Origin of the sequence: Streptomyces sp. NPDC015661 (assembly GCF_043077765.1) — a bacterium.
GTDB lineage: Bacteria > Actinomycetota > Actinomycetes > Streptomycetales > Streptomycetaceae > Streptomyces.
On sequence record NZ_JBIBST010000016.1, the window covers coordinates 78277 to 90571 of the forward strand.

13 protein-coding genes are annotated in these 12295 nt (G+C 73.2%); 9 read left to right on the forward strand and 4 right to left on the reverse strand.

All coding sequences use genetic code 11. The features are described 5' to 3' along the window. Positions 1–11: 11 nt before the first annotated feature. Entirely contained in the window at positions 12–872 is an 861-nt protein-coding gene (locus tag ACF07V_RS33885) for a helix-turn-helix transcriptional regulator (protein WP_392159513.1), read from the reverse strand. Positions 873–1276: 404 nt separating this feature from the next. Here ACF07V_RS33885 and ACF07V_RS33890 point away from each other — a divergent pair, with 404 nt between their 5' ends. Together ACF07V_RS33890 and ACF07V_RS33895 are read left to right on the forward strand one after the other, a co-directional pair. Next, positions 1277–2077, forward strand: a complete 801-nt coding sequence (locus ACF07V_RS33890) for an alpha/beta fold hydrolase (RefSeq protein ID WP_392159514.1) — start codon at positions 1277–1279, stop codon at positions 2075–2077. A gap of 16 nt (positions 2078–2093) precedes the next feature. After that, positions 2094–3272 carry a winged helix DNA-binding domain-containing protein gene (locus tag ACF07V_RS33895; RefSeq protein ID WP_392159515.1) on the forward strand — a complete coding sequence of 393 codons (1179 nt, stop codon included), beginning with the start codon at positions 2094–2096 and terminating at the stop codon, positions 3270–3272. Here the strand turns inward: ACF07V_RS33895 and ACF07V_RS33900 are convergent. Then, complete coding sequence (locus tag ACF07V_RS33900) at positions 3266–3895, reverse strand: MarC family protein (protein WP_392159516.1); 630 nt, start codon at positions 3893–3895, stop codon at positions 3266–3268. The genes ACF07V_RS33895 and ACF07V_RS33900 overlap by 7 nt on opposite strands. Before the next feature lie 132 nt (positions 3896–4027). Here ACF07V_RS33900 and ACF07V_RS33905 point away from each other — a divergent pair, with 132 nt between their 5' ends. Both ACF07V_RS33905 and ACF07V_RS33910 read left to right on the forward strand, forming a co-directional pair. After that, positions 4028–4444: a YciI family protein gene (locus tag ACF07V_RS33905; protein WP_392159517.1), complete on the forward strand. Its 417-nt coding sequence runs from the start codon at positions 4028–4030 to the stop codon at positions 4442–4444. A gap of 161 nt (positions 4445–4605) precedes the next feature. Next, the gene (locus ACF07V_RS33910) at positions 4606–6708 is read left to right on the forward strand and encodes a TerD family protein (protein ID WP_392159518.1); all 2103 of its coding nucleotides are present in this window, start codon (positions 4606–4608) and stop codon (positions 6706–6708) included. Between the two features lie 12 nt (positions 6709–6720). On the opposite strand, the gene ACF07V_RS33915 is transcribed toward ACF07V_RS33910, so the two are convergent. Continuing rightward, a complete protein-coding gene (locus ACF07V_RS33915) occupies positions 6721–8118 on the reverse strand; it encodes a DHA2 family efflux MFS transporter permease subunit (protein ID WP_392159519.1) in 1398 nt (465 codons plus the stop codon). A gap of 64 nt (positions 8119–8182) precedes the next feature. On the opposite strand from ACF07V_RS33915, the gene ACF07V_RS33920 reads away from it, so the two are divergent. Both ACF07V_RS33920 and ACF07V_RS33925 read left to right on the forward strand, forming a co-directional pair. Further along, entirely contained in the window at positions 8183–8815 is a 633-nt protein-coding gene (locus ACF07V_RS33920; RefSeq protein WP_392159520.1) for a TetR/AcrR family transcriptional regulator, read from the forward strand. 79 nt (positions 8816–8894) lie between these two features. Continuing rightward, complete coding sequence (locus ACF07V_RS33925; RefSeq protein ID WP_030685455.1) at positions 8895–9182, forward strand: metal-sensitive transcriptional regulator; 288 nt, start codon at positions 8895–8897, stop codon at positions 9180–9182. A gap of 60 nt (positions 9183–9242) precedes the next feature. Here the strand turns inward: ACF07V_RS33925 and wrbA are convergent, their stop codons facing one another. Beyond that, positions 9243–9851: an NAD(P)H:quinone oxidoreductase gene (gene wrbA, locus ACF07V_RS33930; protein ID WP_392159521.1), complete on the reverse strand. Its 609-nt coding sequence runs from the start codon at positions 9849–9851 to the stop codon at positions 9243–9245. Positions 9852–10012: 161 nt separating this feature from the next. On the opposite strand from wrbA, the gene ACF07V_RS33935 reads away from it, so the two are divergent. The 3 genes from ACF07V_RS33935 (at position 10013) to pip (ending at position 12257) form a co-directional block, all read left to right on the forward strand. After that, positions 10013–10663, forward strand: a complete 651-nt coding sequence (locus ACF07V_RS33935; RefSeq protein WP_392159522.1) for a TetR/AcrR family transcriptional regulator — start codon at positions 10013–10015, stop codon at positions 10661–10663. Between the two features lie 61 nt (positions 10664–10724). Beyond that, positions 10725–11294 (forward strand): RBBP9/YdeN family alpha/beta hydrolase, encoded by a 570-nt coding sequence (locus tag ACF07V_RS33940; protein WP_392159523.1) that lies wholly within the window; start codon positions 10725–10727, stop codon positions 11292–11294. 27 nt (positions 11295–11321) lie between these two features. Then, positions 11322–12257, forward strand: coding sequence for a prolyl aminopeptidase (pip, locus tag ACF07V_RS33945; protein ID WP_392159524.1), 936 nt, complete (start codon positions 11322–11324; stop codon positions 12255–12257). Positions 12258–12295: the final 38 nt, after the last annotated feature.

The window sequence follows — 12295 nt, forward strand, 5'->3', positions numbered from 1 at the left end:
TCGGACCGGCTCTAGGAGCTGGGCGTGAACTGTTCCGTGCCCACCACCCGGAGCAGTGCCAGGCGCTCCCCCGCGTCCGTGCCCGGCGGCGGGGTGTGGAGGACGAGGCGCTGTTCGCCCTCCGGGGCGAGCAGCACCTGGCAGTCCAGGTCGACCGTGCCGATCAACGGGTGCGCGACCCGCATCCGGCTGTGCCGGCGGACCGCCACCTCGTGCCGTTCCCACAGCTCCGTGAACTCCTCGCTCGCCCCGTGCAGGCGCTCCACGAGCCGGGTGGCCGCCGGGTCGCCGGAGCGGCGGGCGACGGCCGCGCGCAGGTCGGCGACGTGGAGGCGGCTGTAGTACGCGTGCTCCTCGGCCGGGTACGCCGTACGGGCGGCCGGGTCGGCGAACCAGCGCCACGCCACGTTCCGCCCGTGCTCCGACACCGTGCACACCCCGCCGAGCAGGGACTGGGCCATCGCGTTCTGCGCGAGGACGTCCCCGAGGTCGCTCAGGACCTGCGCGGGGGTCGTGTCCAGCTGGTCGAGCAGGTGCAGCAGGCCGGGGGCGACGTGGTCGCCGGCCGTGGCGCCGGCGGGCGGGCGGTGGCCGGCGAGGAGGTGGAGGTGGTCGCGCTCGTCGGTGTCGAGGCGCAGCGCGCGGGCGAGCGCGGCGAGCATCTGCGGCGAGGGCTGCGGGCCGCGGGCCTGCTCCAGGCGGATGTAGTAGTCGGCGGACATGCCCGCGAGCTGGGCGACCTCCTCGCGGCGCAGTCCGGGGGTACGGCGCCGGGGTCCGGCCGGGAGGCCCGCGTCCTGGGGGCGGACCCGCTCGCGGGAGCGGCGCAGGAAGTCGGCGAGTTCACGGCGGTCGATCGTCATGCGGATCATGGTGCCGGGTGCGGGCGACCGTATCCAGGGACTGACGGTCCCTGGGTCGTGCGACGCCGACGGTGGGGCGGGGCCGTGTCCGGGGACGGGCGGTCCACGGGACGCGACGGTGGGGCGGGGCCGTGTCCGGGGACGGGCGGTCCACGGGACGCGACCGTGGGGCGGGGCCGTGTCCGGGGACGGGCGGGGCGCGCGATCCCGGCAGTGGGGCGGTCCGCGGGGCGCGCGGCCCCGGCAGTGGGGCGGGGCCGTATCCAGGGACTGCCGGTCCCAGGGTCGGGAAGGCTCTCCCGTCGGTTTTCGGGGGTCGGCAGAGTCCTCGGTGTCAGGCAGCGACCGCCTCCGCCGGGGGTGGTCGGGGCACACACCGGGTTTCACCACCCCCTCCACCGGGAGCAGCCATCATGGCCACCGTCACCGTCGGCACCGCCCGCGTCCACTACGACATCGAGGGTTCGGGCGCCGGGCCCGCCCTTCTCCTCGTCCACGGCACCGGTTCCGGTGGTGCCGTCATCAACTGGGGCCAAACCGCGCCCCGTTTCACCGCCGACCGCCGGGTGATCACCCTGGACCTGTCCGGTGCCGACCGGACCGTCGACGACGGGGGCCCGCTGACCGTCGAGACGCTCGCCGCGCAGATCGTCGCGGTCATCGAGGACGCGGGGACCGGCCCGGTCGACCTGCTCGGGTTCTCGATGGGGGCCCCGCTGTCCGCGGCCGTCGCCGCCCTCCGCCCGGACCTGGTCGCACGCCTTGTGCTGGTGGCGGGGTGGGCGTACACCGACGGCGACGAGTACCTGCGGAACCTGTTCACGCTGTGGCAGCGGCTCGGCGCGTACGACCCGGCGGGCTTCGGGCGGAGCGTGACGATGACCGGATTCAGCCGCGGCTTCCTCAACTCGATCGGACGTGAGGGCGTCGAGGCCCTCATCCCGAACATGCCGCCCACCCCGGGCACCCTGCGGCACGTGGCGCTCGACCTCGGGGTCGACATCCGCGGGCTGCTGCCCCGGATCACGGCGGAGACGCTGGTCATCGGGGGTGCGCAGGACGCCACGGTGCCGGTGGAGAACAGCAGGGAGCTGCACGCGGCGATCGCCCGCAGCACGTACGCGGAGATCGACGCCGGCCACGTCATGTTCTTCGAGAAGGAGGACGAGTTCGTGAAGACGGTGGCGGAGTTCCTCCGCCCGGCCGCCTCCTGAAGCCATCCTTGACCGCATGGCTGAGACCAGAATCATCGACGCCGCCGAGCGGCGGGCCCGGCTCGGGGTACGGCACCGGTTGGCCGGGGGCGCGCGGGCGAAGTCCGCGGCGGAGGTCGGGGGCGCGCTCGTGGCGCTGCACGCGACGGATCCGGCGAGCGTGTTCCTCGCGGTGGGGGCGCGGCTGGCGGAGGGCGTCGAGCCGGTGGGGACGGTGGAGAGGGCGCTGTACGAGGACGGGTCCCTGGTCCGTATGCACGGCATGCGGCACACGGTCTTCGTCTTCCCGTCCTCCCTGGCCGCCGACGTCCAGGCCTCGACGACCGAGCCGGCCGCGGTCCGCGAACGGACCACGCTCCTCAAGCACTTGGCGGCCGGCAGCGACTACGGCGGGGACTGGCTCGCGGAGACCGAGCGGCTCGTCCTCGCCGAGCTGGGCGCGCGGGGCGAGGCGACCGGGGCCGAACTCGGCGAGGCCGTACCGAGGTTGAGGTCGACGTACGTGTACGGGCCGGGGACCCGCCAGGAGGGGGTCCAGTCCGTGGCGAGCCGGGTGCTGCGGGTGCTGGGCATGGAGGGCCGGATCGTACGGGGCCGGCCGCAGGGTTCGTGGACGTCGAGCCGCTTCCGCTGGGCGCTGGGCGACGCCCGTCCCGTACAGGATCCGGCCCGGGCGCGGGCCGAGCTGCTGGGGCGGTGGCTCGGGGCGTGCGGGCCCGCGACCGAGGCGGACCTGACGTGGTGGACGGGGTGGAGGGTCACGGACGTCCGCAAGGCGCTTGCGGCGGTGGGGGCGGTGCCGGTGACGGTGGACGAGGGGACGGGTTTCGTCCTGCCGGACGATCTGGGGCCCCTACCGGAGCCGGAGCCGTGGGCGGCGCTGCTGCCCGCGCTGGACCCGACGACGATGGGGTGGCGGGGTCGTGACTGGTACCTGGACCCGGACCACCGGGCGGCGCTGTACGACCGCAGCGGGAACATCGGGCCGACGGTGTGGTGGAACGGCCGGATCGTCGGCGGCTGGGCGCAGCGCCCGGACGGCTCCCTCGCCCGCCGGCTCCTCGCCGACGTGGGCGCGGAGGCGGAGCGGGCGATCGGGGCGGAGGCGGAGCGGCTGGCGCGGTGGCTGGGGGACGTGCGGGTGACGCCCCGCTTCCGGACACCGCTGGAGCGGGAGCTGAGCAGCCCTCAGTGACGTCCTTCCAGGCCCGGGACTCCCAGGTCATAGAGGCCGTCGAGGATGAGGTCGACGCCGACGGCGGCGAGGAGCAGGCCGAGCAGGCGGCCGAGGAGCTCGATCGTGGCGTGGTGGGTGCGGCGCAGGATCCGGGTGAGGAGAAGGACGCAGACGAGGTCGAGGGCGATGACGGACACGTACGCGCCGACGACCGTCGAGCGCCAGGTGAAGGAGTCGCGGGCGGCCGCCTCGATGAGGACGGCGGTCATGGCGAGCGGGCTCACGACGTACGGCATGAGCAGCTCGCGCACCCCGCTGACCAGGTCGGGGGAGTCCTGGTGGGTGCCGTCGGAGCCGAGGTGGAGGCCGAGGACGAGGCCGACGGCGTAGATGAAGAAGATGACGCCGCCGGCGAGCTGGAGGGCGGGCGGGCTGATGTGGAAGAGGTCGAGCAGCCATGGTGCCGTGATGCCGGTGACGAGCCCGACGAGGACGGCCGCGCCGGAGGAGATGAGCGCGATGAGCCGCAGCTGCCGGACCTCGTGGACCTGGGCGAGCCCGGCGAAGGCGAGGAGCACCTTCGGGGGCCCGACGACGGAGAAGAAGGCGATGAAGGCGGCGGAGTAGGTGAGTGCGTTCACACCGGAATCATGGTGCGGTCGAGTGATTTCTCCTCTTTTCCCGGTTTCCGTCCGCGCGGTGTCGAGAACGGCGGACCGGCTCCGACTGTGCTGCGAGAGGCAGTAATCGCAGAGATCGACGAGGAGGACGTCATGAAGTACCTGGTGATGGTCCAGGGAGCGCAGGCCGACTACGAGGCGATGACGGGCCACGGCTCCGCGCGGTACCCCGCCTGGGACAAGACGCAGCTCAAGGCCATGTTCGCCCACATGAACGCGATCAGCGAGGAGGTGTCCGCGCGCGGCGAGATGGTCGACGCCCAGGGCCTCGCCGCCCCGTCCACGACCCGCTTCGTCACGGTGGACGCCCAGGGCGAGCCGGTCGTCACCGACGGCCCGTACGCCGAGACCAAGGAGGTCCTCGCCGGCTACTGGCTCGTCGACTGCGACTCCCTGGACCGGGTCACGGAGATCGCCGCCCAGGTGGCCCGCTGCCCGGTCCCGCCCGGCTCCCCGGACTACCCGGTGGTCATCCGCCCGATCGACGAGACGGGCCCGAGCCAGGACTGATCCGTATCCGGGAGCGAAACCCCGAGCACGCCTTCCGGGGACGTTCGGGGCTTCGGCCCCCGGGTTCGTCCGGCTTTCACATTTCCTCCCCGACCTCCCGTTGCGGACGCTACGGTTCCCTTCTGGGGCGTACATCACATCGCGAGGGTCCGGGGGGACACATGCACGAGATGTCCAAGGGGGCCAACATCGGGCTGGCCACCCTCAGCGAAGACACGGGCGGGGTCGTCGTCGGTCTGAGCTGGAGCAGTGCGACGGGTGACGGCGACGCGGACGTCTCGGTGCTGCTCGTCGACGCCGGCGGCAAGGTGCGCGGCGACACCGACTTCTACTTCTACAACCACCCGGCCGCCGAGGACGGCAGCGTGCAGCTGCTCGGCAAGGTCCCGACGGAGAACGGCAGTGAGGACCGGATCAGCCTGGACCTCACGGCGATCCCCGAGGACGTGGCCACGATCGTGGTGGCGGCGAGCCAGTACGGCGGCGCTCGCTTCGGCGATCTGGACGACCTGCGCATGACGGTCACCGACCGTTCGGGCGAGGCGTTGCTCGGCTTCTCCATCGAGGACGCCACGGTCGAGACGGCCTTCATCTTCGGTGAGCTCTACCGGCGGAACGACGAGTGGAAGTTCCGTGCCGTCGGCCAGGGATACGAGACCGGACTCGCCGGACTCGCCACCGACTTCGGCATCGCCGTCGACGAGGGGGACGAACCCTCCACGGACGACCTCCCCGCAGACGGCCTCTCCGCCGCCGAACCCACCACGGCCGCTCCCTCCTCTGCCGCCCCCTCGCCGGGCGTCGCCGAGGCGGACGGTTCTCCCGCGTCCGGCGCCACCCCCGGTCCGCAGGCCGCCGGCACCGTCCCGATCCCCGCACAGGCCGGCGCGGGAGGCAGCACGCCCGAGCCCGCCCGGCGCCGCGCCACCCGTACGGCCAAGAAGAAGGTCACCCTCCCGAAGGCCGCGAAGAAGTCCCTGGCGGAGAACGACACCTGGAAGCCCGCACGCCTCTTCCCCGTCCCCTCGTACAAGAGCGACCGGGAGCGCGAGGTGCGCGCGACCTCGGTCCTGCTCTCGGTGATGGCGGAGGTCCCCGAGTTCGGCAGGCGCCTCACCGCCGGTTTCGGGGCGCCCGCGGGACGGATGCAGACCTTCACCGAGGTGTCCCTCCCTCACGGAGACAGCCCGAAGCGCCCTGACGGCGTCATCCGGACGGAGCGCGCCGGAAAGCTGTGGACGGCGCTCGTCGAGACGAAGACCAACGGCAACCCGTTGAAGTCGGAGCAGGTCCAGAACTACATGGACATCGCCGCCCGGCGCGGATACGAGGCCGTCATCACCCTGTCCAACGACGTGGCCCTGGAGGGCAGTCCGCTCGTCGAGGTCAAGACGGACGGCAGGCGCAAGCACAAGGTCTCGCTCTGGCACCTCTCGTGGGCCGAGGTGGCCCACCAGGCCCAGATGCTGATCCGGCACGAGGGCGTGGGCAACGCCGCCCACGCCTGGCTCCTCCAGGAGCTGCTCCACTACCTCCAGCACGAGAACTCCGGCTGTCACGGCTTCCAGAACATGGGGCCGTCCTGGGTGCCCGTACGCAACGGGATCGACGCCGAAACCCTGTGCCAGGGCGATCCCCGCGCGGTGGAGGTCGTGGAGAGCTGGGAGCGGCTGATCCGTCAGGTCTGTCTGCGGCTGGGCGGCGAGCTCGGGCAGAAGACGCTGCCCGTGCAGCGGGCCGGGCGCGGCACCGACCCCAAGTCCCGGCGTACGGCACTCGCCGACCGGCTCTGCGAGGAGGGGAAGCTCTCCGCGGAGCTGCGCGTCGACGGAGCACAGAGCATCCTGTCCATCACCGCGGACCTCCGCACCGGGAAGATCCGCACGTCCATCGATGTACCGGCCCCTGACGGTGCCTACCCCCTCTCGGTCGCGAAGCGGCTCCTGCGAGTCCTGGACGAGGCTCCCGCCGACCTGCACGTGGAGACGCTCATCGAGGGCCGGAGCGGTCCTCGGGGGACGCTGGAGCGCCTGCGCCCCGAGCCGGGTGACCTGCTACCCAAGGACAGTGCCGTCATCACCGGCTTCCGGCTGTCGCTCTTCAAGGGCATGGGCAACAGCCGGGGCACCACGGAGTCGGGCTTCATCCGCAGCATCGACGAGGCGGTCGACCGTTTCTACGGCTCGGTGGTCACGCACGTGGGCCAGTTCGAGCAGCGGCGGGCGCCGCGGGCACGGGCCGCCGAGCCGTCCGGGACGGAGTGAGTCCCTCCGCCCTCAGTGCACCCCGTGGGCCCCGCCCGTCGTGCGGGGTCTGCCCGGGGGGATGAGGAGGGGGGCCGTCAGGGCTGCCGTCGTGGCCGTGACGGTGAGGAGGGTGAAGGTGGTCGTGAAGCCTGCCGTGCCCAGGGCGAGGGTGGAGGTCACGGCCACGCCGATGGTGCCGCCGACCTCGTGGAAGGTGTTGACGATGCCCGAGGCGAGGCCGGCCTCGTGCGGGGGGATCAGGCCGAGGGCCGTCGTGGTGGCCGTGACGAAGACCGCGCCCAGGCCGAGGGCCGCCGTCGCCAGGGACGGCAGGAGGGTCGTCCAGGGGTCGGCGGTCGGGGTCAGGAAGGCGAGCGGCAGGCAGCCCGCCGCCGCGAGGGCCATGCCGCCGGTGGCGCAGGCGCGCGGGCCGGCCGTCGTGACCAGGCGGGAGCCGAGGTGTGCGCCGATGGCCGTGGTGAGCGCGACCGGGAGGAAGAGGAGTCCGGTGCGGAAGGCGTCCAGGCCGTGGACGCGCTGGAGCAGCATCGAGCCCAGGAAGAAGAACGAGATCAGGAGCGCCGTCGCGACCAGCATGAGGAGGGAGCCGGCGACGACCGGGCGTCGGGTCAGCATCCGCAGGTCCATGAGCGGGGTGCGGGTCCTTCGTTCCGCTGCCGCGAACGCCGCGTAGAGGGCGGCCGCGCCCAGGAACGGCAGCAGGGTCGCCGGGCTCGTCCAGCCGGAGTCGCCCGCCCTGATCAGGCCGTACACGAGCGCGCCCGTGGCGGTGGTGACCAGGATCGCGCCCGGGATGTCCAGGGGGCCGGTCCCTGCCGTGGGCTTGTCCTTCGGGAGGGCTTTCGGGAGTGCGGCCAGGAGCGCCAGGCCCGTCGGGACGTTCACGTAGAAGATCCAGGGCCAGCCCGGGCCTGCCGTGAGGGCGCCGCCGAGGAGGACTCCGACGGCCGAGCCGGTGCCGCCGATCGCCGCCCAGACGCCGAGGGCCTTGGCCCGTTCCGGGCCGTGGAAGGTGGTGGTGACGAGGGCCAGCGCCGCCGGGGAGAGCAGGGCGGCGCCGATGCCCTGGGCGACGCGGCCGGAGAGGAGGACGGCGGCGTTCGGCGCGAGGCCGCAGGCCAGGGACGCGGCGGTGAAGAGGGCGAGGCCGGTGAGGAGGACGCGGCGGGCGCCCAGGGCGTCGGCGAGCCGGCCGCCGAGGAGCATCAGGCCGCCGAAGCAGAGGGTGTACGCGGTGACCACCCAGGTCAGGGCCGTACGCCCGAGGTCCAGGTCGGCGGCGACGGCGGGCAGGGCGACGTTCACGACGGTGACGTCCAGGATCAGCATGAACTGGGCCGCGCAGATCAGCGCGAGCGCCGTCCAGCGGCGTGCGCGGACGTCGGCGGGGGCGAGGTCGGTCGACATAACTGAACTGTACGGCACAGTACAGTTGAACTCAACAGTACAGTTCGCTTGGTACGCTCCCGGCATGGATCCGAAGCCCGCCCCCACCGGCCCCCGCGCCGCCCGCAAGCGGCAGGCCGTCGTACGGGCCGCCCGCGACCTCTTCCTCCGCGAGGGCTTCGGCGTCGGCATGGACGCCATCGCCGCCGAGGCGGGCGTCTCCAAGGTGACCGTCTACAACCACTTCGGCAGCAAGGAAGCCCTCTTCACCGCCGTCGTCGCCGGCGCCCTCGACGAACCCCTGCACGGGGACACCGACGGCCCCGACCTCTCCCGGCTCGCCGACGCCGACGACCTGCGCGCCGCCCTCACCGAGGCCGGGCGCGCCTGGGCCCTGGCCGTACGCTCCGACGCCGAGGGCCGCGCCCTGCGCACCCTCGTCGCCACCGAGCTCCACCGCTTCCCCGAGCTCGGCCGCGCCTGGGGCGCGCACGGCCCGGCCGGCCACCACCCCGCCGTCGCGGACGCCCTGCGCACCCTCGCCGACCGGGGCCGGCTCGCGATCCCGGACCTGGAGGTAGCGGTCCTCCAGCTGTACTCGCTGCTGGTCTTCCCGCAGATGGTGTTCGAGCAGTACGGGACCGAGCTCACCGAGGAGCTGAGCGAGCGGCTCGTGGTCGACGGGGTGGAGATGTTCCTCCGCCGCTACACGCCCTGACAGGTGTCATCCTTGGACTTCGACGGAACCCCGCGCCGGGGAGTAAATTACCCCCTGGGGTATCTGTTTAGGAGTGGCAGTGGAACTCGATCTCGCGGGCGCCGAACTCAAGGCCGTCCTGAACCGGCTGCGCCGGGCCCAGGGCCAGATCTCCGGCGTGATCCGGATGATCGAGGAGGGGCGTGACTGCGAGGAGGTCGTCACCCAGCTCGCCGCCGCCTCCCGCGCCCTCGACCGGGCCGGGTTCGCGATCATCGCGACCGGCCTCCAGCAGTGCCTGACCGACATCGAGGGCGGCCGCAAGAACGGCGAGGACCCCGAGGCGATGCGGGCCCGACTGGAGAAGCTCTTCCTCTCCCTCGCCTGAGAACGCAAACGGAAGCACCCCCGGGGGGCCTTTTCCCCGGGGGTGCTTCCGTGTCGGACGTCAGTCGTCCGCCAGACCCTTCAGCCGCTTCGCGATGCGCGTCAGGCGCGCGCCCTGGTAGCGGGCGGCCTGGAGGACCTCCTCGCCGGGGGCGCCGTTGGCACCCGGGTGCGCGGTGCCGTACGGGTTGCCGCCGGCCGCGTACACCGCCGGGTCCGTGAAGCCGGGCGAGACGATGACCGAGCCCCAGTGGTGGAAGGTGTTGTAGAGCGCGAGCAGCGTCGACTCGTTGCCGCCGTGGACGTTGTGCGCGCTGGTGAAGGCGGTCGCGGGCTTGTCCGCCATGACGCCGCGCTGCCAGAGCCCGCCCGTCGTGTCCACGTACTGCTTCAGCTGCGCGGCCACGTTGCCGAAGCGGGTCGGCGAGCCGAGCGCGTACGCGTCCGCCCACTCCAGGTCGTCGAGCGTGGCGACCTCCACGTCACCGGTGGCGTCCACGTGGGCGCGCCAGGCCGGGTTCGCGTCGATGGCGGCGTCGGGGGCGAGCTCGGGCACCCGGCGCAGGCGGACCTCGGCGCCGGCCTTCTCGGCGCCCTCGGCGACGGCCTGGGCGAGCTGGTGCACGGATCCCGTGGCCGAGTAGTAGATGACGGCGACCTTGACGGACATGGTGGACTCTCCTCAGCCGAACTCGACGAGCGAAGCGGATTGCTTTCCGGTTCCTGTGGCAGAGGTTAAGCGGATTGTTATCCGCTTTGCAAGGGGAACAGGTATGCTCACCTCAGAACAGCGACCGAGGGGGACGGGGCTCAGCGAACAGGAGTCGGCAGATGAGCACGGAGAACCCCCAGTCCGGAGACCGGTCCGGAGCCAGGGCGGCGGTGCCGGTGCTCAGCCTGCTCCCGACCGTCGACTCCCCCGCCCCCGAGCGCGCCGACGCGGCCCGCAACCGGCGCCGGATCCTCGACGCGGCCGCCCGGATCGTCGCCGAGGAAGGCCCCGACGCCGTCACGATGAACCAGGTCGCCCACGCCAGCGGCATCGGCGTCGGCACCGTCTACCGCCGCTTCGGCGACGTCTCCCAGCTCCTGTGGGCGCTCCTCGACGAGCGCGAGCGCCGCTTCCAGGAGGCGTACATGAGCGGCCCTCCCCCGCTGGGCCCCGGCGCCCCCGCCGCCGAACGGCTCGACGCCTTCCTCGACGCGTTGGTCGACCGCGTCGCCGCACAGCGCGCCCTGCTGCTCGCGGCGCACTCCGCCGCACCCCGCGCCCGCTACCACAGCGGGGCCTACCGGGTGATGCACACGCACATGGCCCTGCTCATCGGGCAGCTCAGGCCGGGCAGCGACAGCACGCTCCTCGCGCACCTGGCGCTCGCGCCGTTCTCGCCCGACGTCATGCACCACCTGACGGTCGAGCAGGCCCTGTCGGCCGACCGGCTCAAGGCCGGGGTGCGGGAGCTGCTCTCCCTCCGGTCCTGAACACCGTCCGACCCGTGGCCGGTGGTGGACCGGCAGGCCCCCGCCGTCGCAAGATCACGCCATGACCACGTACCTGATCCTGCACGGCTTCCAGAACCGCCGCCCGCCCGCGCACTGGCAGCACTGGCTCGCCGGGGAGCTGCGCGAGCGCGGCCACGAGGTCCGCTACCCCCAGCTGCCCGAGCCGGACGCGCCCGGGCTCGACGCGTGGCTCGACGCGCTGGAGAAGCACGGGCAGCGCCCGGCCGAGGGCGAGTTCGTGGTCCTCGCGCACAGCCTCTCGGTGCTGCTGTGGCTGCGCGCCGGGGAGCGCCGCCCGGACGCCGACCGGGTCCTCCTGGTCGCCCCGCCGTCCCCGCAGGTCACCGCCTCGATCCCGGAGATCGCCGCCTTCGCCGACGGCCTCGACCTGACGGAGGCGGGACTCAAGGCGCGGCTCGTGTACGGGGACGGGGACCCGTACTGCCCCGAGGGCGCCGACCTGCACTACGGCATCCCGCTCGGCCTCGACCTGGACCTCGTACCGGACGGCGAGCACCTCAACCCCGACTCGGGGTACGGGGAGTGGCCCTCGCTCCTGGAGTGGTGCGAGGACCCGGCCGTACGGGTGCGGGAAAACGGCGCGCCGTAGCCCGGCCCGGCCGGTAGCGTCGGCCGGATGCATACCGGGACCGCACCGTACGACCAGGGCCTGCTCGACGTGGGCGACGGCAACCGCATCCACTGGGAGGTCTCCGGGAACCCGGACGGCAAGCCCGCGCTCGTCGTGCACGGCGGGCCGGGCTCCGGCTCCTCCCCGCGCAGCCGGCGCTGGTTCGACCCGGAGGCGTACCGGGTCGTCCTCTTCGACCAGAGGGGCTGCGGGCGCTCCACCCCGCACGCGAGCGACCCGGCCGCCGACATGTCCGTGAACACCACCGCGCACCTGGTGGCCGACATGGAGCGGCTGCGCGAGCACCTCGGGATCGACAAGTGGCTGCTGTACGGCGGGTCCTGGGGCTCCACGCTGATCCTGGCCTACGCGGAGGCGTACCCCGAGCGCGTCTCGGAGATCGTGATCGCGGCCGTCACGACCACCCGCCGCTCCGAGACCGCCTGGCTGTACGAGGGCGTCGGCCGCTTCTTCCCCGAGGCCCACGAGCGCTTCCGCGCGGGGGCGAACCACGCGGCGGAGCCCGTCGCCGAGTACGCCGCCCGGATGAACCACCCCGACCGGGCCGTACGGGAGAAGGCGGCGGCCGACTGGTGCGCCTGGGAGGACGCCGTCCTCTCGATGGAGGGCATGGGGACCCCGTACACCGACCGGGTCGACGACACCCGGCTCGGTTTCGTCCGGATCTGCTCGCACTACTTCGCGCACGGCGCCTTCCTGGAGGAGGGCGCCCTGATCCGCGACGCGCACCGGCTCGCCGGCATCCCCGGGGTCCTGATCCACGGCCGGCTCGACATGGGCGGACCGCTCACCACCGCCTGGGAGCTGACCCGCGCCTGGCCGGACGCCGAGCTGCACGTGGTGGAGAAGGCGGGGCACCTCGGCGGCGAGGAGACGGGCGAGCTGATCCGGGCGGCCATCGACCGCTTCGCGAAGGGGTGACCCCCGCGGGGAGCGCCGCTCCGGGGCCGTGACCCGCC